This is a genomic window from Streptomyces sp. NPDC059851, from assembly GCF_042732005.1.
In the GTDB taxonomy this organism is placed as follows: Bacteria; Actinomycetota; Actinomycetes; order Streptomycetales; family Streptomycetaceae; genus Streptomyces.
Window position 1 is genome coordinate 1 of sequence record NZ_JBHWJJ010000049.1, and the last position, 24,885, is coordinate 24,885.

The 24,885-nt window shown below is 72.0% G+C and carries 19 protein-coding genes; 9 read left to right on the forward strand and 10 right to left on the reverse strand.

Going from position 1 to position 24,885, the window contains the following annotated elements; genetic code table 11:
- The 6 genes from ACFV7Q_RS18815 to pulA all read left to right on the forward strand — a co-directional run.
- Window positions 1–1,020: carbohydrate ABC transporter permease (locus ACFV7Q_RS18815; protein ID WP_385429702.1), on the forward strand; the 1,020-nt coding region annotated here is incomplete at its 5' end.
- A gap of 2 nt (window positions 1,021–1,022) precedes the next feature.
- A complete protein-coding gene (locus tag ACFV7Q_RS18820; protein ID WP_385429704.1) occupies window positions 1,023–1,889 on the forward strand; it encodes a sugar ABC transporter permease in 867 nt (288 codons plus the stop codon).
- Between the two features lie 52 nt (window positions 1,890–1,941).
- The gene (locus tag ACFV7Q_RS18825) at window positions 1,942–3,549 is read left to right on the forward strand and encodes a glycoside hydrolase family 13 protein (RefSeq protein WP_385429706.1); all 1,608 of its coding nucleotides are present in this window, start codon (window positions 1,942–1,944) and stop codon (window positions 3,547–3,549) included.
- Window positions 3,537–4,556: a LacI family DNA-binding transcriptional regulator gene (locus ACFV7Q_RS18830; RefSeq protein ID WP_385429708.1), complete on the forward strand. Its 1,020-nt coding sequence runs from the start codon at window positions 3,537–3,539 to the stop codon at window positions 4,554–4,556. The genes ACFV7Q_RS18825 and ACFV7Q_RS18830 overlap by 13 nt, the downstream gene beginning before the upstream one ends.
- 238 nt (window positions 4,557–4,794) lie before the next feature.
- Window positions 4,795–6,501: a carbohydrate-binding module family 20 domain-containing protein gene (locus tag ACFV7Q_RS18835; protein ID WP_385429710.1), complete on the forward strand. Its 1,707-nt coding sequence runs from the start codon at window positions 4,795–4,797 to the stop codon at window positions 6,499–6,501.
- Window positions 6,502–6,624: 123 nt separating this feature from the next.
- Window positions 6,625–11,928, forward strand: coding sequence for a pullulanase-type alpha-1,6-glucosidase (gene pulA, locus ACFV7Q_RS18840; RefSeq protein WP_385429763.1), 5,304 nt, complete (start codon window positions 6,625–6,627; stop codon window positions 11,926–11,928).
- Here the strand turns inward: pulA and ACFV7Q_RS18845 are convergent.
- The 4 genes from ACFV7Q_RS18845 to ACFV7Q_RS18860 all read right to left on the reverse strand — a co-directional run bounded on the left by ACFV7Q_RS18845 (window position 11,915) and on the right by ACFV7Q_RS18860 (window position 15,227).
- Window positions 11,915–12,451 carry a GNAT family N-acetyltransferase gene (locus tag ACFV7Q_RS18845; protein ID WP_385429765.1) on the reverse strand — a complete coding sequence of 179 codons (537 nt, stop codon included), beginning with the start codon at window positions 12,449–12,451 and terminating at the stop codon, window positions 11,915–11,917. The two genes, pulA and ACFV7Q_RS18845, sit on opposite strands and share 14 nt — an antisense overlap.
- Window positions 12,452–12,472: 21 nt before the next feature.
- Window positions 12,473–13,195: a TetR/AcrR family transcriptional regulator gene (locus ACFV7Q_RS18850; protein WP_385429712.1), complete on the reverse strand. Its 723-nt coding sequence runs from the start codon at window positions 13,193–13,195 to the stop codon at window positions 12,473–12,475.
- A 77-nt stretch (window positions 13,196–13,272) separates the two neighbouring features.
- On the reverse strand, window positions 13,273–14,334 hold the full coding sequence (locus tag ACFV7Q_RS18855) for a PDR/VanB family oxidoreductase (protein ID WP_385429714.1): 1,062 nt from the start codon (window positions 14,332–14,334) through the stop codon (window positions 13,273–13,275).
- A complete protein-coding gene (locus ACFV7Q_RS18860) occupies window positions 14,331–15,227 on the reverse strand; it encodes a metal-dependent hydrolase (RefSeq protein WP_385429716.1) in 897 nt (298 codons plus the stop codon). The genes ACFV7Q_RS18855 and ACFV7Q_RS18860 overlap by 4 nt, the downstream gene beginning before the upstream one ends.
- Window positions 15,228–15,378: 151 nt before the next feature.
- Here ACFV7Q_RS18860 and ACFV7Q_RS18865 point away from each other — a divergent pair, with 151 nt between their 5' ends.
- Entirely contained in the window at window positions 15,379–16,266 is an 888-nt protein-coding gene (locus tag ACFV7Q_RS18865) for an NmrA family NAD(P)-binding protein (RefSeq protein ID WP_385429718.1), read from the forward strand.
- 124 nt (window positions 16,267–16,390) lie between these two features.
- Here ACFV7Q_RS18865 and ACFV7Q_RS18870 read toward each other — a convergent pair whose 3' ends face one another.
- From ACFV7Q_RS18870 to ACFV7Q_RS18880, 3 genes are all read right to left on the reverse strand, one after another.
- Window positions 16,391–18,346: a hypothetical protein gene (locus ACFV7Q_RS18870; protein ID WP_385429720.1), complete on the reverse strand. Its 1,956-nt coding sequence runs from the start codon at window positions 18,344–18,346 to the stop codon at window positions 16,391–16,393.
- A gap of 99 nt (window positions 18,347–18,445) precedes the next feature.
- Window positions 18,446–19,246 carry a tyrosine-protein phosphatase gene (locus ACFV7Q_RS18875; RefSeq protein WP_385429722.1) on the reverse strand — a complete coding sequence of 267 codons (801 nt, stop codon included), beginning with the start codon at window positions 19,244–19,246 and terminating at the stop codon, window positions 18,446–18,448.
- Window positions 19,247–19,398: 152 nt separating this feature from the next.
- Window positions 19,399–19,989, reverse strand: coding sequence for a rhomboid-like protein (locus tag ACFV7Q_RS18880; RefSeq protein ID WP_385429767.1), 591 nt, complete (start codon window positions 19,987–19,989; stop codon window positions 19,399–19,401).
- A 73-nt stretch (window positions 19,990–20,062) separates the two neighbouring features.
- On the opposite strand from ACFV7Q_RS18880, the gene ACFV7Q_RS18885 reads away from it, so the two are divergent.
- On the forward strand, window positions 20,063–20,857 hold the full coding sequence (locus tag ACFV7Q_RS18885) for a hypothetical protein (protein ID WP_385429724.1): 795 nt from the start codon (window positions 20,063–20,065) through the stop codon (window positions 20,855–20,857).
- Window positions 20,858–20,948: 91 nt separating this feature from the next.
- Window positions 20,949–22,508, forward strand: coding sequence for a PepSY-associated TM helix domain-containing protein (locus ACFV7Q_RS18890; RefSeq protein WP_385429726.1), 1,560 nt, complete (start codon window positions 20,949–20,951; stop codon window positions 22,506–22,508).
- Window positions 22,509–22,623: 115 nt separating this feature from the next.
- Here ACFV7Q_RS18890 and ACFV7Q_RS18895 read toward each other — a convergent pair whose 3' ends face one another.
- From ACFV7Q_RS18895 to glnII, 3 genes are all read right to left on the reverse strand, one after another.
- Window positions 22,624–23,232: a winged helix-turn-helix domain-containing protein gene (locus ACFV7Q_RS18895; protein ID WP_385429728.1), complete on the reverse strand. Its 609-nt coding sequence runs from the start codon at window positions 23,230–23,232 to the stop codon at window positions 22,624–22,626.
- A 125-nt stretch (window positions 23,233–23,357) separates the two neighbouring features.
- The gene (locus ACFV7Q_RS18900) at window positions 23,358–23,657 is read right to left on the reverse strand and encodes a hypothetical protein (RefSeq protein WP_385429730.1); all 300 of its coding nucleotides are present in this window, start codon (window positions 23,655–23,657) and stop codon (window positions 23,358–23,360) included.
- A gap of 90 nt (window positions 23,658–23,747) precedes the next feature.
- A complete protein-coding gene (glnII, locus tag ACFV7Q_RS18905) occupies window positions 23,748–24,767 on the reverse strand; it encodes a glutamine synthetase (RefSeq protein WP_385429731.1) in 1,020 nt (339 codons plus the stop codon).
- Window positions 24,768–24,885: the final 118 nt, after the last annotated feature.

Genomic DNA, 24,885 nt, shown 5'->3' on the forward strand with positions numbered 1-24,885 from the left:
GAGAGCGTCGTCGCCCGCGGCCGGAGCCGCACGGCTGAGGGCCCGAACCCGAGCTCGAACGCGGGCTCGAACTCCAAGAAGCGCGCCGCGAACCGCGGCGGGCTCAAGCGTGCTTTTGCCACGCACTGGTACGCCTGGGCCATGGTCGCCCCGGTCGTGATCGTGCTCGGCGTCATCATCGGCTGGCCGCTGGTGCGCGGCATCTACCTGTCGCTGACCGACGCCAACGAGCGCAACGTCGCCCGTACGATCGGTGCCAACCACATCGAGGCCACGTACCAGTTCGTCGGGCTCGACAACTACGCGGCCGTGCTCGCCGACCCGGTGTTCATGCAGCGGCTGGTGTGGACGGTGGTGTGGACCGTCGCGTGCGTGTCCATCACCTTCGGGCTCGGTCTGGTGCTGGCGAACATGCTGAACCGGGAGTTCAAGGGCCGTGCCGTCTACCGGATGGCGCTCATCCTGCCCTGGGCCGTACCCGGCTTCGTCTCGGTCTTCGCCTGGCGGTTCCTCTTCAACCGCGACAACGGCATCCTCAACAAGCTCCTCGAAGGCGGCGGCATCGCAGCCGTCCCGTGGCTCGACGACCCGACGTGGGCCAAGGTCTCCGTCGTCGCCGTCAACGTCTGGCTCGGCATCCCCTTCATGATGGTCGCCCTCCTCGGCGGCCTCCAGTCCATCCCCGGCGAGCTCTACGAGGCCGCCGAGATGGACGGCGCCAGCACCTGGCAGCGCTTCCGGCACATCACCCTGCCCGGGCTGCGGTCGGTGAGCATGACCGTGGTCCTGCTCTCCACCATCTGGACCTTCAACATGTTCCCGGTGATCTTCCTGCTCACGCGGGGCGGGCCGGGCGACGCCACCGAGATCCTGGTCACCCAGGCCTTCCGGCAGGCGTTCGTGGCGAGCCCGCGCGACTTCGCCGGCTCCGCGACCTGGGGCGTGCTCATCCTCGCCCTCCTCATGATCTTCGCGCTGGTCTACCGACGGGCGCTGCGCAAGCAGGGAGAGGTGTGGTGACCGTGGCCACCTCCACGACCGACCGGTCCGCCGGTGTGCGCGAGCGCGGCAAGCGGTCGCCGCTCGCCTCCGTCGGACTGCACGCGACCCTCGTCGTCGCCTCCGTGATCGCCGTCTTCCCCGTGCTGTGGGTGCTCCTGACCTCCCTCAAGCCCGCGAAGCACGCGATCACCACCGACTTCGTCAAGGAACCCACCCTCGACAACTACCGCTACCTGGTGGAGCAGACCTCCTTCTTCACCTGGTTCGGCAACTCCGTGCTGGTGGCGGGCATCACGACCGTGCTCGGCGTGTTCATCGCCGCGACCACCGGGTACGCCGTCAGCCGGTTCAGGTTCCCGGGCATGAAGCCGCTCATGTGGACCCTGCTGATCACGCAGATGTTCCCCATGGCCATCCTGATCGTCCCGCTCTACAACCTCATGGGGCAGCTCGGGCTGCTGAACCAGCCCGTCGGTCTGATCATCACCTACCTGACGATCGCCGTGCCCTTCTGCGCCTGGATGATGAAGGGCTTCTTCGACACCATCCCGGCCGAGATCGACGAGTCGGGGCGCGTGGACGGACTCACGCCCTTCGGCACCTTCTGGCGGCTCATCCTGCCGCTGGCCCGGCCCGGCCTGGCCGTCACCGGCTTCTACTCGTTCATCACCGCCTGGGGCGAGGTCGCGTACGCCTCCGCGTTCATGGTCGGTGACGAGAACCTCACCCTCGCGGGCGGCCTGCAGACCTTCGTCACGCAGTACACCGCCAACTGGGGTCCGATGACGGCTGCCTCGGTCCTCATCGCCATCCCCGCTGCCATCTTCTTCGTCTTCGCCCAGCGTCACCTCGTCGCCGGGATGACGGCGGGCGCCACCAAGGGCTGACCACCCGCGCCCGCCCCGACACACCCCCGGCCCGAACCCAACCAAGGACGTCATGACCCAGCACCTCGCCGAAACGCTCACCACCGCCACCGGCACTGCGCCCGGCTGGTGGAGAGAAGCGGTGATCTACCAGGTCTATCCGCGCAGCTTCGCCGACTCCAACGGAGACGGCATGGGGGACCTCGAAGGCATCCGCAGCAGACTGCCCTACCTCAAGGAGCTGGGCGTCGACGCCGTCTGGCTCAGCCCGTTCTACGCCTCCCCGCAGGCCGACGCCGGCTACGACGTCGCCGACTACCGGGCCATCGACCCCATGTTCGGCACCCTGCACGACGCCGACGCCGTAATCCGCGAAGCCCACGGGCTGGGCCTGCGCATCATCGTCGACCTCGTCCCCAACCACTGCTCCGACCAGCACGAATGGTTCAAGCAGGCACTGCGGGAAGGGCCCGGGACGCCGCTGCGCGAACGCTTCCACTTCCGGCCCGGCCGGGGCGAGAACGGCGAGGAGCCGCCGAACGACTGGGAGTCCATCTTCGGCGGGCCGGCCTGGACCCGCGTCGAGGACGGGGAGTGGTACCTGCACCTGTTCGCTCCCGAGCAGCCCGACTTCAACTGGGACCACCCGGCCGTCCAGGACGAGTTCCGGTCCGTCCTGCGGTTCTGGCTCGACCTGGGCGTCGACGGCTTCCGCATCGACGTCGCGCACGGCCTGGTCAAGGCCCCCGGCCTGCCCGACCTCGGCCGCGACGAGCAGCTCAAGCTGCTCGGCAACCAGGTGCTGCCCTTCTTCGACCAGGACGGCGTCCACGAGATCTACCGCGCCTGGCGCAAGGTCCTCGACGAGTACGCCGGCGACCGCATCGGCGTCGCCGAGGCCTGGACCCCCACCGTCGGCCGCACCGCCCTCTACGTGCGCCACGACGAGCTGCACCAGGCGTTCAACTTCCACTACCTGACCACGGGCTGGGACGCGGACGCCCTGCGCGCCACCATCGACGACTCGCTCGACGCGATGCGCCCCGTCGGCGCCCCCAGCACCTGGGTGCTGTCCAACCACGACGTGGTCCGGCACGCCACCCGGTTCGGGGAGGGTGACGCGGAGGCCGGGCTGCGGCGGGCGCGCGCGGCCGCGCTGGTGATGCTGGCCCTGCCCGGGTCGGCGTACGTCTACCAGGGCGAGGAGCTCGGCCTGCCCGAGGTCACCGACCTGCCCGACGAAGTCCGCCAGGACCCGTCGTTCTTCAAGGAGAACGGGCAGGACGGCCTGCGCGACGGATGCCGTGTGCCGATCCCGTGGAGCGGCACCGAGGCCCCCTACGGCTTCGGGGAGGGCGGGAGCTGGCTGCCGCAGCCTGCGCAATGGGCTGCGCTGAGCGTGGAGGCGCAGACCGGCGACCCGAACTCGACGCTGGAGCTGTACCGCAGCGCGCTGCGGATCCGGCGGGAGAACCCCGACCTGGGGGCCGGTGACCGGGTCGAGTGGCTCCCGGCCCCCGAGGGCGTGCTGGCCTTCCGCCGGGGCGGGTTCGTCTGCACCGCTAACACCACCGGGGAGGCCGTCGCGCTGCCCGCGGCCGGGACCGTCCTGCTGGCCAGCGGCGGGCTCACCGAGCCCGGCGTACTGCCCGCCGACACGGCGGTGTGGTGGCAGGGGTGACCTCGCCGCTCCGGCTGACGGACATCGCCGCGCAGGCCCAGGTCAGCGAGGCGACCGTCAGCCGGGTCCTCAATGGCAAGGCGGGCGTCGCGGCCGGCACCCGGCACAAGGTGCTGGCCGCGATGGACCTGCTCGGCTACGAACGGCCCGTACGGCTGCGCAGGCGCAGCAACGGGCTCGTCGGGCTGCTCATACCCGAGCTCACCAACCCGATCTTCCCGGCCTTCGCCCAGGTCATCGAGCAGGCGCTGGCCGGCCACGGGTACACGCCGGTGCTGTGCACGCAGACGCCCGGCGGGGCCACGGAGGACGAGCTCGTCGAGCAGCTGGAGGAGCGCGGGGTCACGGGGATCGTCTTCCTGTCCGGGCTGCACGCGGACGGGTTGGCCGATCCCGCCCGGTACCAGCGGCTCAGCTCGCGCGGGGTGCCGTTCGTCATGATCAACGGGTTCAACGAGCACGTGAACGCCCCCTTTATATCCCCGGACGACCGGGCCGCCGCCGAGATGGCCGTACGGCACCTGGAGGACCTGGGGCACCGGAGGATCGGGCTGGCGATCGGGCCGACGCGCTACGTGCCGTCGGCCCGGAAGGAGCAGGGCTTCACCGCCGCCGTGCCCGACGCGGAGGCCGAGGGGCTCATCCAGCGCACCCTGTTCACCGTGGAGGGCGGGCATGCGGCCGGGGGCGCCCTGCTGGAGCGCGGCTGCACCGGCATCGTCTGCGGCAGCGACCCGATGGCGCTCGGCGTGATACGGGCCGTGCGGGAGCGGGGGCTGCGGGTGCCGGAGGACGTCTCGGTGGTGGGGTACGACGACTCGCCGCTGATCGCGTTCACGGACCCGCCGCTGACCACGGTGCGGCAGCCCGTGCGCGCCATGGCGACCGCCGCGGTCGGGGCGCTGCTGGAGGCGGTGGGCGGTACGCCCGTGCAGCGCACGGAGTACGTGTTCCAGCCGGAGCTGGTGGTCCGGGGGTCCACGGGGATGGCGCCGCGGGCGGACTGAGGCCCGGCTAGGGCCGGGCTGCACCACAAGTTCCCCTTGGTCGGGGGTAGATGGGCGGCCGGGATTTCCCGGCCGCCCATCGTCCTTTTCCCGGCCGCCGGCCAACGTGCGGGGCCCGGTGGCGAGATGGCCGGCAGGAAACAATTCTGCAATCTCTTGCGCAAGGTCTTGCAACGGTCTGGGGTGGGCCCCTACGGTCACTGCAATCCCCACACCTCTTCCGCCAGGAGGACCCCACATGTCTGTCAGAGCTGCCAGACCTGCCGGAGCGAGCGCCGCCGGGCTCTTCGCCGTCGCGGCTCTGGCCGCCGCCACCCTGACCGCGCAGGCCCCGCAGGCCAGTGCCGCGGCGCCCGGGGACAAGGACGTCACGGCCGTGCTGTTCGAGTGGCGGTTCGAGTCCGTGGCCCGGGCGTGCACGGAGACCCTGGGTCCGGCCGGATACGGGTACGTCCAGGTCTCGCCGCCGCAGGAGCACATCCAGGGGCCGCAGTGGTGGACCTCGTACCAGCCCGTCAGCTACAAGATCGCCGGTCGGCTCGGGGACCGGGCCGCGTTCAAGACGATGATCGACACGTGCCACGCGGCCGGGGTGAAGGTCGTCGCCGACTCCGTCATCAACCACATGGCGGCCGGTGACGGTGTGGGGACGGGGGGCAGCCCGTATACGAAGTACGGGTACTCCGGCACCTACTCCGGCGCCGACATGGACGACTGCCGGGCGGAGATCACCAACTACCAGGACCGCGGCAACGTGCAGAACTGCGAGCTCGTCCAGCTCGCCGACCTCGACACGGGCGAGGACTACGTACGCGGCCGGATCGCCGCTTACCTGAACGATCTGTTGTCGTTGGGGGTCGACGGGTTCCGGATCGACGCGGCCAAGCACATGCCGGCCGCCGACCTCGCCAACATCAAGTCGCGGCTGACCCGCCCCGGTGCGTACTGGAAGCAGGAGGCCATCCACGGGGCCGGCGAGGCGGTGTCGCCGAGCGAGTACCTCGGGAACGGTGACGTCCAGGAGTTCCGGTACGCGCGCGACCTGAAGCGCGTCTTCCAGGACGAGAAGCTCGCGTACCTGAAGAACTTCGGTGAGGGCTGGGGGTACATGGCCTCCGGGAGCGCCGGGGTGTTCGTGGACAACCACGACACCGAGCGGGTCGGCGACACGCTGAACTACAAGAACGGCGCCGACTACACCCTGGCGAGCGTCTTCATGCTGGCGTGGCCGTACGGCTCGCCCGATGTGCACTCCGGGTACGAGTGGACCGACAAGGACGCCGGTCCGCCGAACGGCGGGCAGGTCGCCGGGTGTTACCGCGACGGGTGGAAGTGCCAGCACGCCTGGCCGGAGATCTCCTCCATGGTCGCCTTCCGGAACGCGGCGCGCGGGCAGGCCGTGACCAACTGGTGGGACAACGGCAACGACCAGATCGCGTTCGGGCGGGGCAACAAGGCGTTCGTGGCCATCAACCACGAGGGCGCTGCTCTGACGCGGACCTTCCAGACCTCGCTGCCGGCCGGTGACTACTGCGACGTGCAGAGCGGAAGGAACGTTTCCGTCGGGGCGAACGGCACGTTCACCGCAACGCTGGGAAGCAACACGGCGCTCGCGATCCACGTGGGGGCGCCCGGTTGCGGGGGCGTTGCCGCTGCGGGCGCTTCGTTCGCGGTCAACGCCACCACCGTGGTCGGGCAGAACGTCTACGTCACCGGAGACCGTGCCGAGCTGGGGAACTGGAACCCCGCCGGCGCCGTGAAGCTCGACCCGTCCGCCTACCCCGTGTGGAAGCTCGACGTGACCCTTCCGCCCGGAACCGCGTTCTCGTACAAGTACGTCCGCAAGGACGCCGCCGGGAACGTGACCTGGGAGGGCGGTGCCAACCGCACCGCCACCGTTCCGGCGAGCAGCAAGGTCGTCCTGAACGACACCTGGCGCAACTGACGCCCCACAGACCAGGGCCGCCCGGCACCCCGCAAGGAACCCCGCCACCGCCGGGCGGCCCTCTTCACGTCACCAAGGAGAGCCGCCTTGATACGCCCTGCCGCAGGAGTCCTCGCCGCCGCCATGGCCGTGACGCTCCTGCCCGCCCTGCCCGCCGCGGCCGCCGCAAGACCCCCCGGGCCGCCGTCGGACGCCAAACTGGCCGCCGAGCCCGCGCGGCACGACCTCACGCGGGAGCAGTTCTACTTCGTGCTCCCGGACCGGTTCGCCAACGGCGACCCGCGCAACGATGCGGGAGGCCTCAGCGGCGGCCGGCTGCAGACCGGCCTGGACCCGACGGACAAGGGGTTCTACCAGGGTGGCGACCTCAAGGGGCTGACGGACCGGCTCGACTACATCAAGGGGCTGGGCACCACCGCCATCTGGATGGCGCCGATCTTCAAGAACCAGCCGGTGCAGGGCAAGGGCGATGACGTGTCCGCCGGCTACCACGGCTACTGGATCACCGACTTCACCCAGGTCGATCCGCACTTCGGGACCAACGCCGACCTCACGAAGCTCATCGACAAGGCGCACGCGAAGGGGATGAAGGTCTTCTTCGACGTCATCACCAACCACACGGCTGATGTCGTCGACTATCGCGAGCAGTCCTACTCGTACCTGTCGAAGGGAGCCTTTCCGTATCTGACGAAGGACGGCGTCGCCTTCGACGACGCGGACTACGCGGACGGGAAGAGGAAGTTTCCCGGTGTCGGCACTTCGTCCTTCCCGCGTACGCCGTTCGTGCCGGAGGGGAAGAAGAACCTCAAGGTGCCGGCGTGGCTCAACGATCCGACCATGTACCACAACCGGGGCGACTCCACCTTCGCCGGTGAATCCTCCGGGCAGGGCGACTTCTTCGGGCTCGACGACCTGTGGACCGAGCGGCCCGAGGTCGTCAGCGGCATGGAAAAGATCTACGAGAAGTGGGTCAAGGACTTCGGTGTCGACGGGTTTCGGATCGACACCGTCAAGCACGTGAACACCGAGTTCTGGACGCAGTGGGCCACTGCTCTGGACAAGTACGCCGCCAAGCAGGGGCGCAAGAACTTCTTCATGTTCGGAGAGGTCTACTCGGCGGACACGGCCGTCACCTCGCCGTACGTCACGCAGGGGCGGCTGGACGCCACGCTCGACTTCCCGCTGCAGGACGCGATCCGCGCGTACGCCTCCCAGGGCGCGGCGGCTGGCCGGCTGGCCGGTGTCCTCGCCGATGACTACCGGTACACGACGGACAAGGCCAATGCCTACGAGCAGGTCACGTTCCTCGGGAACCACGACATGGGACGGTTCGCCTCGTTCTTGAAGCAGGACCGGCCCGGGGCGAGTGAGCAGGAGCTACTGGACCGGAACCGGCTCGCCAACGAGCTGATGTTCTTCTCGCGTGGCAATCCCGTCGTCTATTCGGGTGACGAGCAGGGCTTCACCGGGGCGGGCGGCGACAAGGACGCCCGGCAGCCCCTCTTCGCCACGAAGATCGCCGATTATGTCGATGACGACCAGCTCGGGACCTCGCGCACGCACGCCAGTGACGCGTACGACCAGCAGCATCCGATCTACCGGCAGATCGCCGGGCTGTCCAAGCTGAGCCGGGAGCACCCGGCACTGCGGGACGGCATCCAGAGCGAGCGGCTGGCGGACGGTTCGGTCTACGCCTTCGCGCGGACCGACGCCCGCAGCCGCACCGAGTACCTGGTGGCCGCCAACAACGGCACCGGGTCGCGGACCGTAGAGATCGACGCCCCCGCCGGCGCCCAGTACCGCACCCTGTACGGCGGCACCGCGCTGATCCGCGCCTCCGCCGCCGGCAAGCTCACCGTCGTCGTGCCCGCCCTCGGTTCCGTGGTGCTGCGGGGCATCGAGCCCCTCGCCGTCGCCGCTTCCAAGCCCGCGCTGACCCTGAAGGCGCCCGCGGCCGGCGCTGCCGGAACCGTCGAAGTGTCGGCGGACGTCAGCGGCGGCGGGCTCAACCGGGTCGTGTTCGCCGCCCAGGTCGGCAACGGCCCGTGGCAGGTGCTCGGATCCGCCGACCACGCTCCGTACAAGGTCACCCAGCACGTGAACGCCCCGGCCGGAACACCGCTGCGGTACAAGGCCGTCGTCGTGGACTCCGCCGGGCGCACGGCCAGTGGCGGGGGCGAGTCCGTCGCCGGGCGGGTTCCGCCCGTGGGCGTGCCCACCGCCACCCAGCGCGACTATGCCGTCGTCCACTACCGGCGGGCCGACGGCGACTACACGAACTGGCGGCTCTACGCCTGGGGCGACATCGCCGAGGGGGAGGCCACGCCCTGGCCCGCCGGACACGACTTCGTCGGTCGTGACGCGTACGGCGCCTTCGCGTGGGTCAAGCTCAAGCCCGGCGCCTCGTCCATCGGCTACCTGGTCATCGACAAGGACGGCAACAAGGACGTCGCCGCCGACCGCACGCTGGACGTGACGCGTGCCGGAGAGGTCTGGCTGGAGCAGGGCAAGGAGGCCGCGCAGACCGAGCGGCCCGCCTACCCGCCGCAGGACCAGGGCAAGGCCGTGCTGCACTACAAGCGTGCCGACGGGGCCTACGACGGCTGGGGTCTGCACGTGTGGACCGGGGCCGCCAACCCGACCGACTGGTCCAAGCCGCTGATGCCCGCCCGGTTCGACGCCTACGGCGCTGTCTTCGAGGTCCCGCTCGCCGCGGGGGCCGGCTCGCTCAGCTACATCCTCCACAAGGGGGACGAGAAGGACCTGCCCGCCGACCAGTCGCTCGATCTGAAGGGGACCGGGCACGAGGTGTGGATGCTGGGCGGACAGGCCGCCCACCTGCTGCCGCAGCCCGCGGGCTCTGCTGCCGGGCTCGACCTCGGGAAGGCGCAGGCCGTCTGGATCGACCGGGACACCGTGGCGTGGAACGCACCCCCGGCGGCCGCCTCCGTACAGCTCCTCGCCTCCGGGGACGGGGCGATCAAGGCCGCGAACGGCACGCTGACCGGGGCGGCGCAGTGGCTGCGGCTCTCCCCGACCAAGCTCACCGACGCCCAGAAGCAGAAGTACCCGCACCTGGCCGCGTACGCCGCCTACAGCGTGGACGCGCGCGACCGGGGACGGGTGCGGGAGGCACTGAGGGGGCAGGTCGTCGCCTCGGCCAGGGCTGCCAACGGGGCCGTCCTCGCTGCCACGGGTGTGCAGCTCGCGGGGGTACTCGACGATCTGTACGCCACCCGGGCCGCGCTCGGGCCCGTGTTCAAGGACGGTCGGCCCACCCTGTCGGTGTGGGCGCCGACCGCCCGGAAGGTGGAGCTCGAACTCGACGGCCGCGTCCTGCCGATGCACCGCGATGAGGCCACCGGCGTCTGGTCGGCGCGCGGTGAGCGGTCCTGGGCCGGGAAGCCGTACCGGTACGCCGTGACGGTGTGGGCGCCCGGTGCCCGGCAGGTGGTCCGCAACCTGGTGACGGATCCGTACTCCACTGCGCTGACCACCGATTCCGCGGCGAGCCTCGTCGTGGACCTCGCGGACCCCAAGCTGGCTCCGGCCGGCTGGCGGCAGCTGCGCAAGCCCGCCGCCGTGCCCTTCACCTCGGCGCAGATCCAGGAACTCCACGTCCGGGACTTCTCCGTCGCCGACCCCACCAGCAAGCACCCCGGCCAGTACCTGGCCTTCACCGACGGCGACTCGGCCGGCATGCGCCACCTGCGCGGCCTCGCGGCTGCCGGGACCTCGTACGTCCACCTGCTCCCCGCCTTCGACATCGGCACCATCCCCGAGAAGCGGGAGGACCGTACCGAGCCCGCCTGCGACCTCAAGGTGTACGCGCCGGACTCGGACCAACAGCAGGCCTGTGTGGCTGCGGCGGCCGCGAAGGACTCCTACAACTGGGGCTACGACCCGCTGCACTACACCGTCCCGGAGGGCTCGTACGCGAGCGACCCGAACGGCACCGCCAGGACCGTCGAGTTCCGGAAGATGGTGCAGGCCCTGAACGGGGCCGGGCTGCGGACCGTCATGGACGTCGTCTACAACCACACCGTGGCGGCCGGACAGGACGGCAAGTCGGTCCTCGACCGGATCGTGCCCGGGTACTACCAGCGGCTGCTCGCCGACGGGAGCGTCGCCACGTCGACGTGCTGCGCCAACACGGCCCCCGAGAACGCCATGATGGGCCGCCTCGTGGTGGACTCCATCGTCACCTGGGCGAAGGAGTACAAGGTCGACGGCTTCCGCTTCGACCTGATGGGCCACCACCCGAAGGAGAACGTCCTCGCCGTGCGCAACGCCCTCGACGCGCTGACCGTCGAGAAGGACGGCGTGGACGGGAAGAAGATCATTCTGTACGGCGAGGGCTGGAACTTCGGAGAGGTCGCGAACGACGCCCGGTTCGTCCAGGCCACTCAGCTGAACATGGCCGGAACGGGGATCGCGACGTTCTCGGACCGCGCCCGTGACGCGGTGCGGGGCGGCGGCCCCTTCGACGAGGATCCGCGCGTCCAGGGCTTCGCCTCGGGGCTGTTCACGGCTCCGAACGGGTCCCCTGCCAACGGGACGGCCGCCGAGCAGCGGGCCCGGCTGCTGCACGACCAGGACCTGATCAAGGTCGGTCTGTCCGGGAACCTCGCCTCGTACACCTTCACCGACACCTCGGGGCGCCGGGTCAAGGGCTCCGAAGTGGACTACAACGGCGCCCCCGCCGGATACGCGGCCGCTCCCGGCGATGCCCTCGCCTACGCCGATGCGCACGACAACGAGACGCTCGCCGACGCCCTGACGTACAAGCTGCCCCAGGGCACTGCGGCTGCCGACCAGGCCCGCATGCAGGTGCTGGCGATGGGTGTCGCCGCGCTGTCCCAGGGGCCGGCGCTGTCACAGGCCGGGACGGACCTGCTCCGCTCGAAGTCCCTGGACCGGAACTCGTACGACAGCGGCGACTGGTTCAACGCGATCCACTGGGACTGCCGAGACGGCAACGGGTTCGGGCGGGGTCTGCCGCCGGCCGCCGACAACCGGTCCAAGTGGGTCTACGCCAAGCCGCTGCTGACCGGGCCCGCCCCGGGCTGCACCGAGATCAACGGCACCTCGGCCGCCTACCGGGACCTGCTGCGGATCCGGACCACCGAGCCGGCGTTCTCGCTGGCCACGGCCCAGCAGGTGCAGGACGCACTGGCCTTCCCGCTCTCGGGGAAGGACGAGACCCCCGGGGTCGTCACCATGACGCTGGGCCGCCTCGTCGTCGTCTTCAACGCCACGCCCGGCGCCCAGACCCAGCGGATCCCCGACCTCGCCGGAACCGGGTACGCCCTGCACCCCGTGCAGGCCGCCGGTTCCGACGCGGTCGTCAAGCAGTCCTCGTACGACGCGGAGAAGGGAGAGTTCCGCACCCCGGGCCGCACGATCGCGGTCTTCACACGACGCTGAGCCGGTCGAGCCGCTTCTCCAACAGGATCACCCCGTAGACGCGGCCGTCCTTCCCCTCTTTGTGGGGGAACTCCCCGACCACCCGGTAGCCCGCGTTCTGGTAGTACGCGAGCAGCCGGGGGTTGGTGGAGACGCAGTCCAGCCGCGCCCGCGGCAGACCGGAACCGGCTATCCGGCGCTCGGCGTGTTCGAGGATCCGCCGGCCGGTCCCCGCGGGCGCGGTCTTGCGTTCCACCATCAGCCGGTGCACGTAGCCGGCGACCGGAGGCTGCACGCCCCAGGCTTCCTCGTCCGACCACCACAGCTCGTACGCCCCGACGATCCGCCCCCCTTGGTCGCCCGCGAGCCACACCTCCCCGTCGCCCATCTTCTGCGTGAAGTGCGCGACGTCCTTCTCGCCGGGCTTCCACTGCTCGATCCCGTGCTTCTGCATCCACCGGGCGGCCTGGTCGTACAGGGCCACCAACGCGGCGGCGTCCTTCTCCACGGCCCGCCGGAACCGGATCCCGTCGTCATCAATGATCACGCGCGTATTATCACGCGATCATCGGTGCGGATCCGACGCCGGTTCCGGCGTGGTGGGGACCAGCAGGGCGAGGCGGCCCACCAGTTCGCCGAACGGGCCGTCGGCCGGCTCTCCCTCCAGGATCCGCACCATGATCTGGGCCATTTCCGTGTCGTACGAGGCGCTCACCGCGGCCAGCGCCGCGAAATCGTGCACCAGCTGCAACTCCAGTTCGGCGCGCGGGATCTCCCGGCTCTCCAGCCAGATCAGCGCCGTGGACTCCGCGAGCGACACCCACGACCGCACCACGAGCGCCAGGCGGGCGGGCGGCCTCTCGATGCCGAGGTGCGTGATGATCTGGTCGTACGCGGCCTGCCGGACCTCGTCGATCATCGCGTTGGTCCGGGTCGAGCCGACCGCCGGACCGCCGCGCATCAGCGCGGAGAAACCCGGCCCGTGGTCCTCGACGAACGCGAAGAACCGGCCCATCACGCGCAGCAGCCGCGCCCCGAGCGGACCCTCGTGCGGTTCCACGAACCGCTGCGCCAAGTCGTCCGCCGCGCGCCGCAGCGCGGCCTCGTACAGGCTCAACTTGCCGGGGAAGTAGTGGTAGACGAGCGGCCGGGATATGCCGGCGGCCGCCGCGATCTCGTCGATAGACACGTCGTCGGGAGACCTGTTGCTGAACAGCTCCAGAGCCACCCCGATCAGCTGCTGCCGCCGCTCCTCGACACCCATCCTGCGCCGCACCCCGGTTGTCATGCGGACACCCTACTTCGCCCCCGGGCAACCGGTCGTCCCCGGATGTCCCTCACATACCCGCAGGTCCGGGGCGGTCCTTACAGGTCGAGGAGCAGGCGGTCACCCCTCGCGCGGGAGACGCACAGGAGCATCGAGTCCTCCCGCTCCCCGTCCGTCAGGAGCTCGTCGCGGTGGTCCACCTCGCCCGCCAGGACCCGGTGTTGACAGGTCCCGCAGAAGCCCTGCCCGCAGGAGTACGGGGTGTCCGGCAGCACCCGGCGGACGGCCGCCAGGGCCGATTCGCCGGCCCCGACCTCGACCGTGCGGCCCGAGCGGGCGAGGTCCAGGGTGAAGGGCCGCGCCTCGGCCGGGGACGTGGACGTGGACGGAGCGAAACGCTCCAGGCGGACGGCCCTGGGGTCCGGAGCCGCGGCGAGGACGGCGGCCATCAGGGGCTCCGGGCCGCAGCAGTACACCAGGGCGTCCGGGGCGGCTGCGGAGAGCAGCCCGACCAGGTCGGGCAGGCCCGCCTCGTCCTTGGGGACCAGCGCGACGCGGTCCCCGTACCCGGCGAGTTCGGGCAGGAACGGCATCGAGGCGCGCGAGCGGCCCCCGTACAGCAGCGTCCAGTCCGCCCCGGCGGCGGTGGCGGAGCGGAGCATCGGCAGGATCGGCGTGATGCCGATGCCGCCCGCGACGAAGACGTACGAGGCCGCGGGCTCCAACCCGAAGCGGTTGCGCGGCGGGCGCAGTTCCAGCTCGGTGCCCTCGACGAGCCGGGCGTGGGCCTCGCGGGAGCCGCCGCGGCCGTCCTCGACCAGCCGGATCGCGAACGTGTAGCGCCCGGTGTCGGCCGGGTCCCCGCACAGGCTGTACTGGCGGACCAGGCCGGAGGGGAGGGTGACGTCGACGTGCGCGCCGGGCGCCCAGTCCGGCAGCTCGGGGGATTCCACGGTCAGCTGGACGACTCCGTGCGCCGGTTCGGTGCGCGACACGATCGGGGCGCGCAGGCGGCGGCGCGGCGAGTACCCGGAGATCGGGGTCTGAAGGGCCGGCAGCGGCCACAGGGGCGAACGGGATATGCGCCTGCGCAGGGCGCGCTTCGTCAGCCACGCGGCGCCCGCGAAGGCCGCGACGGTCAGGGCACGGCTGCTGCTCACGGCCGGACACCGCCGTTCGCGCCGGGGGAGGAGGCCAGGTAGGCGACGGCCTGGGCGGTGGAACCCTCCTGGGACGGGTGGTACGTGCGGGAGAGGTAGGTCGGGATCGACCTGAGCATCGCACCGGTGGACGGTAGGGTGCCCTGCTGCCCGGCCCGGAAGAACTGGCCGAACGAGGCCTTGGCGCCGGGCAGCTGCGGGTCGTGCTCCATGAAGAAGCGGGTGCCGCGCTGCCAGAGGAAGACGAGGGAGGCGAAGGCGGTGGCCCAGGTCCGGACCCGGCGGCGGTAGCTCCCGTCCACGTGCATGAACAGGTCGAAGGCCACCGAGCGGTGCTCGACCTCCTCCGCGCCGTGCCAGCGCAGCAGGTCGAGCATCATCGGGTCGGCGCCGCGCCGGTCCAACTCGTCCGCGTTCAACACCCAGTCGCCCAGGAACGCCGTGTAGTGCTCGATCGCCGCGATCATGGCGACGCGTTCCATGAGCCACCAGTGCCGTGCCCGGCCGGGCGGCAGGGTCCGGTCGCCGAGCAGCTTCTCGAAGAGCCAGTCCACCTGGGCGGTGTACGGGGTGGGGTCCAGGCCGAGCCGTTTGAGGTGGGGGAGCACCTCGTCGTGAGCGGCCGCGTGCATCGCCTCCTGGCCGATGAAGCCGATGACGTCCGCGCGGAGCCGCTCGTCCCTGATGTGGGGGAGCACCTGCTTGTAGACGTGCACGAACCAGCGCTCGCCGGCGGGCAGGAGCAGGTGGAGCACGTTGATGGTGTGCGTGGCGAAGGGGTCGCCCGGCAGCCAGTGGAGGGGGGTGCCCTCCCAGCCGAAGGACACGTTGCGCGCCTTGAGCTCTGTGCGTTCCGACGCCACGGGGGCGGGAGCGAGCGGCTTATTAGACATGGCGTCAATGTACTGAGGTGGTTCAGGGGTTGGGAATCCCTCCCGCCTCCGGTAGTCTTCTGTGTGACGCAGTGAATGTGCCGCGCAGGGGAATGCGGGTCGTCGTTCGCGTCATTCGTAGTAGTTCGCTGTCTTCTGTCCTGGGGGAACCATGCTCACCATCGCCGTCACCGGAGCCACCGGAGCCCAGGGCGGGGCCACCGCCCGCGCCCTGATCGGAGCGGGCCACCAGGTTCGCGCACTCACCCGCGACCCGGCCTCGCCCGCAGCGGACGCCCTGCGCCGCCTCGGCGCCGACGTCCGCCGCGCTGACTTCGACGACCGCGCATCGCTGGACGCCGCGCTCGCCGGGGCGGACTCGCTCTTCGCGGTCACCACCCCGTTCGGCACCGACACCGCCACCGAGACCCGGCAGGGCCGCACCCTCGTCGACGCCGCAGCGGACGCCCGCCTCGGGCACGTCGTGCTCACCTCCGCAGCCCACGCCGACCGCGGCACCGGCATCCCGCACTACGAGAGCAAGCACCTCGTGGAACAGCACCTGCGGGCGGCCGGAGTGCCCTGGACCGTGATCGCCCCGGCCGCATTCATGGACAACTACGCCACCGGCTGGACCCTCGACGGGCTGCGCGACGGCTCCTTCGCCTGGCCGATGCCCGCGGACCGGCCGCTCACCCTCATATCCGCCGCCGACATCGGCTCGTTCGCCGCGCTGGTCCTGCAGCGGCGCCCCGAATTCGCCGGCCGTCGTATCGACATGGCCTCCGACGAGCTCACCCCTGCCGGGATCGCGGAGGTCCTCGCAGCCGCCACCGGCCGCACGGTCACCCACCGGGAAGTGCCGCTCGACCAGGTCCGCAACTGGTCCGAGGACCTGGCGGCCATGTTCGCGTACTTCACCGCCGAAGGCCTCGACGTCGACACCGCCCGGCTGCGGCGCGACCACCCCGAGGTCGGCTGGCACACGTTCGCCGACTGGGCCGCAGACCAGGACTGGACCGCGCTCCTGTCCAGCTCCCCGGTAGGTGTGGTGCTGTGAGGGCCGCAGCACCACACCCCCTGGAGGCCGGCGGGGCCACGGGCCCGACGGCTACCGGGGTTGCTACCGAACCGAGGGGGCCCCACGGGCCTGAGGGAGTGTTCGGGCCCAGAGGGGGGTGCTCCTAGCCCAGGGAGCGGGCCTTCGTGCCGTCCGTGAGTTTGCCCGACAGCTCGACCTGGGCTCCTGCCGGCGCCTTCAGGGCCAGGCGGTTGCCCACCGCGGAGCCGTTCACACCACCGCCCGAGGCCGACAGCGACGCGAACTGCGTGCTGCCCGCCCCCAGGGTGTACCACTGGCCCGCCTTCGACTTCCACAGCACGCCCGCCAGCACCCGGGGCTCCCGCGGGCCGCAGGCCGGCGAGCCCTCCGCCTTGGCCACCTGCGCCGCCAGCGGTGCGCCCGGTGCCAGGAACTGGGCCTGGACCCGGTCCTGCACGCCCGCCCAGGTCTCCGCCCGCGTGCACAGCCACGTCGCCGTGCCCTCGCCCTCGGGCAGTTGCTGCTTGGCGTACGTCCACGCATTGACCGTACGGACCCCCGCCGACCGGACCGACGGCAGCAGGCAGGCGATCCGCGACCAGTCGCCGAGCTCCCCGCCCTCCGCGGCATCCCGCTCCGCGCCCGGCGCACCCGAGGTCAGCCGGGCCGGGGTCAGCTCGCCCAGGTCCGTCACCAGTCGGGTGGCGCCGTCGCCGGTCAGCGACAGTGCGTTCCAGCTGGTGCAGTTGCCGGCCGGAGCGGGGCTCGGCACCGGCGGGGTGACGCCGTCCGGGCCCAACTTCAACGGCACGGTGGCCTCGCCCGGCTTCAACAGGTCCCGCAGACCCACCCCCGCGGCCCAGGGCGCCGTCAGGTAGCGGACGTTGCCGTCGACCCTGCTCAGCACCAGCGCGGTGGCCGTCTCCGCCGACGCGCCGTCCGTACGGGCGAAGTCCAGGGCGGCGACCGAGGTCCCGGTGCGCGGCTCGGCGTACCGGACCACGCGCAGGCCGTCGTACAGCAGGACCACGACGGCCTGGTCGACGGTGCCCGCGAACAGCAGCTGCGGCGGACCCATCGGAGGTCCGGGCGGAGTGCCCGGCGTGGCGGAGGCCACGACCGACTTCCCGGGCCGCACCCACACGGCCAGCGCCCGGCGCAGCAGCTCCGTGTCGTCGATCCGGTCGCCGCGGGCCGGCCAGGTCGAGAAGCCCGTACGGGACGACGTACGCCACAGCGTGGGCGCGACCCGGACCAGCTCGGCCGGGTCCAGGGCCCGTTCCACGGCCGCGTTGCGCGCGTACGGCGGGGCCGCCGCACCGTCCTCGCCCCAGCCGCCGCCCGGAAGCGCGAGCAGCGCACCGCAGACGGCGAGGGCGGCCCCGGCTGCCAGTGCGGCCCGCCCGAGACGGCGGCGGCGCAGCAGGTCGGTGGGGCGCGCCTGCAGCACGCACGGATCGAACTCGGGGGAGGTGAACAGCGGGTCGTGCGCCGGGTCCCCGGACTCCGCGACCGCGGCCGCCGGGTCCGCCACCCCGGCAGCGGCGAGCACCCGCAGCACCTCCGACTCCGGCAGCCGCTCCAGCGCCCGCAGCGCGCAGGCGGCCCGGCCGGGCCCGTCGAGCGTGGCGAGCCACTGGTCCAGGGCCAGCTCCTCGGCCCCGCCGGACCGCGGGAACAGCCGCAGCCCCCACACCCGGGGCAGCAGCGCGGGCAGCCGGTACCGCCCGGGCAGCGCCCGGAAGGTCAGCGGAACCCCAGCCTCCAGGGCGGATCGGAGCACCTGGAGCCGGACGTACGCGTATCCGGCGCCGGGGGTGTCCCGGCCCGCGCCACCGCGGCGGTCGCCGCGCTGCCCGGGGACCCCCCGCCGCGCCCCGGCCGCGGCCTTCCCGCCGGACCGCCGCCCGCGCGGGAGCGCGCGCTGGGCCAGCGAGTGGGCGGTGAGCACGCGCCGGTGCCGGCCCAGGGAGGGCGGCAGCACCAGGTAGGCGAGCCGCACCAGCCGCGGGTAGTGCTCGACGATCGCGGCCTCGGCCTGCTCGACGTCGGGCGTCGCGGGAGACGGGGGGCGGGTGGCGGTGTCCGGCGCAGTCACGTTCAGCTGAACGAGCGAATGGCCGGATGGTCACCGCCCCCAGGTCACACGTTCGGGTCCAACCGCTTGCGGCGGGTTCGGCGGGTCGGGCCGTCTGCGTCAGGCCGTCAGGCGGGTGCGCAGGGCCTCGACCGTCACGTCGGAGACGCCGAGCCCCTCGCGCACGTACTTCTCCATCGAGCCGTACCGGGTGCGGACCTCGTCCAGTGCGGCTTCCAGGTACTCGGGGAACACCCCGATCAGCGCCAGGGCGATGTCCGGGTCGCCGCCGGCCATCGTGAAGCCCTCGATCATGCGGGCGAAGGCCTGCTTGACCGCCGGATTCACCGCCAGGTACTCGGCCATCAGGGTGTCGTCGTCCGCGCCGAGCAGCGCCAGGACGACGGTCGCGCCCCAGCCGGTGCGGTCCTTGCCGGCCGTGCAGTGGAACAGGACCGGGCCCGCCTCCGGAGCGGCGAGCTCGGTGAGCAGCATCCGGTACGCGGCCTGCGCGGAGGCGGTGTTCACGAACGCCCGGTACGTCTCCGCGAACAGCGCCTGGATCCTGCCGCCGCCCAGGTGCTCCTGCGCCACCACCGGGTCCGAGAGGAGGTCCTTCAGCTGGGCGGCCGCGGGCGCCTGCCCGGAGTTGAGCTTGTCCGCGAGGACATCGCCGATCAGGTGGCGCACGCCCGCGGGTATGCGGTCCGGGTGGTCGGCGCGCTCGGCGCCGGTGCGGAAGTCGATGATCGTGCGCAGGCCCAGCGCGGCCACGGCCGGGTCGGCGTCGATGTCGAGCCGGTCGAGCTGGCCCGAGCGCAGGACCAGGCCGTGGCGGACGGTGCGACCGCCGGCGAGCGGCGTTCCGCCGAGGTCGCGGAGGTTGGCGACGGTGGTGGAGGGGGTGGCGGTGGCGGTCATCGTGGCGGCTCCATCGGTCGGCGGGTGCGGGTGCGGGTCCGGGTGCGGGTCCGGGTCCGGGTCCGGGTTCGGGTGCTGGGGCGGGTGGGAGTGCGGGGGAGAGGACGTGTGGCGCAAAGTGGTGCCCCGAGTTCCGGAGCCATCGTTCCGAGTCATCCGATTTTCAGACGTTTCGTCCCGGATAGGTAATCGAAGGCGAGCGAGACCCCGACCCCCACACCCAGGGCCACGAGGTGCCCCGCGTCCGTGAAGGTCCGCCCCCGCCGCAGCAGCGGCTGCGCGGCCACCGCCAGCAGCCCGGCCCGGGCGGCCGTACGGACCCGGCCGCGCGGGAGCGCCGAGGTCAGCGCCCCGAGCACGGCGTTGAAGCCGTAGCTGGTGCCCACGTCCAGGGCCCGCCGGGTCTGCGGACCGGCCCGCCCGCGCAGCACCCCGTAGACGAGCAGCGTGGCCGAGACGTGCCCGAACAGGAACACCGCTGCCGTCCACCAGGCCCCGTACGCGTACTCCGCGTACCCGAGGACGGCCACCAGTAGCAGCGCGTACGGCAGCGGCATGGGTTCCTCCACCACGAGTGCGCTGCTCAGCAGCGTCTCCCAGCGCCCGGAGGAGAGGTTCTCGACATTGGTCGAACAGTCCCGCAGCACCTGCTCGCGCTCAGCCGGACCCAGCCGCTCCAGGGCGTACGCCCCGATCTGGACCCCGCCCGCGTACACCGCGCCGGCTATCGGCGGCCATGGCATCGGATTCACCCGTCCATGATCGGACACCGCCCTCGGGCGCGCCGAGCCGGGGCTGTGGCAACATGTTCCGGCCATGTCAGAAAGCCCCGCGCCGATACGCGCCGCACGAGCCGCGATGTTCGCTGCGGTGTGCACCGCTCTCGGTGCCGCGGGGCACGCGCACATGTCCGGCACGGACATCTCCCCGCTGGGCCTTCTGGGCGCCTTCGCCCTGACCGCCGGCCTCGCCTGGCTCGCCGCGGGCCGGCGCCGGGGGCCCGTAGGGATCAGCGCGGCGGTGCTCGCCGTGCAGGGGGTCATCCACCTGGTCTTCTCCGGGAGCCAGGCCGGGGGCCTGTCGGGGCACGCGGCCCACCACGCCGGACGGAACCCTTCGGAGCCCGCGCCCGGCCACCACCCCGTGGAAGCCGCACTGGGTGGTGTGGACGCGACCGCCATGACCGGCATGACCGACATGGCCGGTGTGACCGGTGTGACGGGTTGGACCGGTGCGCCGGGCGGGAACGCAGGGCCGGCCGACCTCGCCGCGATGGCCGGCAACGGCGCGCTCGGCATGACCATCGCCCACGTCCTCGCCGGGCTGCTCTGCGCCGTCTGGCTCGCCTGGGGCGAAGCCGCCGTCTTCCGGCTCGCCGCCATCCTCGGCGCCACCGCCCTGCTGGCGTCCCGCCCGCTCGCCCGCGCGCTCGCACTGGTGCGGGCCCGCGCCGCCCTGGTCCCGGTGCCGCGCCCACCCGTCCAGCGGCCCCCGTACGCACCCCCGCACAGGCTGCGCGGGGCCGTGCACGCCCACGCCCTCGTGCGCCGCGGCCCGCCCCGTCCGCGAAGCTCCCACGCCACGGCCCCCGGCCGTCCTGCCTGCGCCTGACCAGCGCACCTTCCGTCCCGCCGTCCCGGCGGGGCGAGCGGCGAGACCAGGGGCCGGTCCACCCCTGTCTTCGCCAACACCTAGGACGAGCATGTCTCTTGACGAGGCCCAAAGCACCCGTAGCCGGGACGCCGCCACCACCACCGAAGCGGGCTCCGCGCCCGAATCCGCCACCGGATCGCCCGAATCCGCCACCGGAGCGGCGGGATCCGCCACCGACACCGGAGCGGGCCCCGCGCCCGAATCCGCCCGGGGCGCCTCCGCCAAGCCCGGCACCTGGGCCGGGCTGCGGCCCCTGCTGCTGCGCATGCACTTCTACGCGGGCATCCTGATCGCCCCGCTGCTGTTCCTCGCCGCCGCCACCGGTCTCCTCTACGCCGGCTCCTGGCAGGCCGAGAAGATCATCTACGCCGACGAGCTGACCGTCGACCAGGTCGGCGAGAGCACGGTGCCGCTCAGCACCCAGGTCTCCGCGGCCAAGGCCGCCGAGCCCGGCGGCAAGGTCGTCGCCGTCTGGCCCGCGCCCGACGCCGAGGCGACCACCCGCGTGATCATGGAGGCCCCGGGCCTGGCCGAGGGCCAGACCCGCACCGCCTTCGTCGACCCGTATACGGCCCACGTCAACGGAGTGCTGACCACCTCCGGTGACGCGCTGCCGCTGCGCGCCTGGCTCAGCGAGTTCCACGCCAGCCTCCAGCTGGGCGAGTTCGGCCGGAACTACAGCGAACTCGCCGCGAGCTGGCTGTGGGTGGTCGCCCTCGGCGGCCTCGCCCTCTGGATCGGCCGCCGCCGCTCCCGCAAGGCACAGCTCGTCCTGCCCGACCGCAAGGCCACCGGCCGCCGCAAGACCCTTTCCTGGCACGGCGCCGTCGGCCTGTGGGCCGTCGCCGGGCTCGTCGCCCTCTCCGTCACCGGCCTGACCTGGTCGAAGTACGCCGGCGAGAACATCGGCCAGCTCCAGGACCGCCTCGGCGGCGCCACCCCGACGGTCTCCGCCGCCCTCACCCCTGGCGGCTCGGGCGCCGGCGGCGCCGGCGGCGAGCACGCCGGCCACGTCATGACCGAGGACATGGAGATGCCCCCGGCCACGCCCACCGCCGACATCGGCATCGACAAGGCCGTGGCCGCCGCCCGCGCCGCGGGCGCCACCGAGGACCTCCAGGTCACTCTCCCCGCCAAGGGCAAGGGGTACGTGGTCAAGGAGAAGGACAAGGCGTTCCCGGTCAACCTGGACACCGTCGCCATCAACCCCGCCGACGGCCGCGTCCTCGACGTGCTGTACTTCTCCGACTACCCCCTCCTCGCCAAGCTGACGCGGTTCGGCATCGACCTGCACATGGGCCAGACCTTCGGGCTCGCCAACCAGATCGCGCTCGCCGCCCTCGCCGTCGCCCTGATGTTCCTGGTCTTCTGGGGCTACCGGATGTGGTGGCTGCGCCGGCCCACCAAGGACCGCACGCTGTCCGTCGGCCGCGCCCAGCCGCGCGGGGCCTGGCGGAAGGTGCCGGTGGGCATGTTGCTGCCGCTCGCCGCGGTGACCGCGGTGGTCGGGTGGTTCGTACCGCTGCTCGGCATGAGCCTCGTCGCGTTCCTCGCGGTCGACCTGGTGCTGGGGGCGGTCGCGGTGCGCCGCGCCAAGACGGCCGGCTGACCGGCGGCTTGCGGCTGGTGGCCGGCTGACCGCCCGGCCACGGCTTCGAAGAGCCCGGTGGGCCCGTATTCCGCAGGGGGGAGTACGGGCCCACTGTCGTGCCCGGGGGCGTGGCTCAAGGGGCGTACTTGTAGCCCACCCGGCGGACCGTCCGGATCGCGTCCCGGTGGGCGGCGCCCAGCTTGCGGCGCAGGCGGGCGACGTGGACGTCCACGGTCCGGCCGTCGCCCACGTGGCCGTACCCCCAGACCGTGGTCACCAGCTGGTCCCGGGTGTGCACCCGGTGCGGATGCGCGACCAGGTGCGCCAGTAGCTCGAATTCCAGGTAGGTGAGGTCCAGGACCCGGCCGTCGACCTCGGCGGTGCGTCGCGCCGCGTCGATGCGGACGAGGCCGTCCCCGGCGGTGGAGACCGGGGAGTCGGGGGCCGGGGCGGGGACGGCCTGCGGGGCGATGGAGAAAGGAGGCTGCTGGTCGGCCGGTACGAGCACCAGGTAGCCGACCATCGGCGGCCGCCCCGGCAGCACGGGCAGTGCGTGCTGCGGCGCGGGCAGCCACGTGGCGCCGGGCGGGAGCAGGTCGGCCACGCGGGCGACCTCGTCCGGAGCCACGGCCCGCAACCGGTGCCGCGGGGCGGAGGGGGCAGGGGAAGGGGGCGGGAGGGTGGCGGTCGCAGCGGAGGCGGCGGACGTCAGGGACCGGGAGCGGGAGTGGGTCTGGGACATGGGTGGTCGGCTCTTTCACGCGAAGTGGTCGGCAGGAGACGTGCGTGCGTCGTACGTACGTCCTCGTTGCACCGCGCAGACCGAAGGCCTCGGGGGAGGTGTGCTGTGGTCGATCCCGGGAGGCTTTAGAGGGCCGGCGCGTTCGTCGCGCGGCAACACACCCGGTCGAAGTCATGATCCTGACGGGACGGCCAGAACGGCTCGAGGTCGCTGCGACCGGTCGAGGTGTGTGAAGGGCTGGCCATGCGCCCATTGAAGCAGATGCCTTCGGCCCCGGGCAGGGTCCGTCTCAACTCGTGGAGCGGAATCTCAAATTCAGCGATCAAGGCCCCGTCGACGCCGAGATGAGCGGGTCGGATGACCTGGATGGCCTGGATGGCCTGGATGAGCCGGATGAGCCGGATGTCGAACCGACGTTCCGTCACGGGAGTTCCGCCGTGCGGCAGTCAGGCACCCCCACGTACGCGTGTGCCCGTCGGGCCGCAGGGCGGCCCGACGGGCACGGCGGGGTGGATTCAGACCAGGCCGGCCTTCTCCAGACCGGTGCAGCAGGTGTCCGTGATCAGGCGGGTCACGACGTACGGGTCCACGTTCGCGTTCGGGCGGCGGTCCTCGATGTAGCCCTTGCCGTCCTTCTCCACCTGCCACGGGATGCGGACCGAAGCGCCGCGGTCGGAGACGCCGTAGCTGAACTCGTTCCACGGGGCGGTCTCGTGCAGCCCCGTCAGGCGCTCGTCGATGCCCGCGCCGTAGTTCTTGACGTGGTCCAGCGGCTTGCTGCCCTCACCGAGCGCCTCGCACGCCGCGATGATCGCGCGGTAGTCCTCGCGCATCGCCTTCGTGGAGAAGTTGGTGTGCGCACCGGCGCCGTTCCAGTCGCCCTTCACCGGCTTCGGGTTCAGCGTCGCGGAGACGTTGAACTCCTCGGCGGTGCGGTACAGCAGCCAGCGCGCGACCCACAGCTGGTCCGCGACCTCCAGCGGGCCGAGCGGGCCCACCTGGAACTCCCACTGACCGGGCATGACCTCGGCGTTGATGCCGGAGATGTCCAGGCCAGCCGCCAGGCAGTGGTCGAGGTGCTTCTCCACGATCTCGCGGCCGAAGATCTCGTCCGAGCCGACACCGCAGTAGTAGCCGCCCTGCGCGGCCGGGAACCCGCCGACCGGGAAGCCCAGCGGGCGCTGGCCGTCGAAGAAGGTGTACTCCTGCTCGATGCCGAAGATCGCCTCCTGGGCGGCGAACTTCTCGGCGACCGGGCGGAGCAGCGCGCGGGTGTTGGACTCGTGCGGGGTCATGTCGATGTTCAGGACCTCGCAGAGCACGAGCACGTTGTTCCCGCCGCGGATCGGGTCCGGGCAGGAGAACACCGGCTGCAGGACCCGGTCGGACGCGTGGCCCTCGGCCTGGTTGGTGCTCGATCCGTCGAAGCCCCAGATCGGCAGCTCGGCGCCGTCGGCGAGGATTTTCGTCTTGGAGCGCAGCTTGGCCGTCGGCTCGGTGCCGTCGATCCAGATGTACTCAGCCTTGTAGCTCACGGGCCCCATCCTTACGGTGCGTCGCTCCGGCGCAGACTCTGCGGGTGCTGCGGGTGCTGCGGTGTGTGGTCCTGCTCGTGCGGTGTAGTGCGGTGTAGACCGCAGCGTGCCCGGTGGC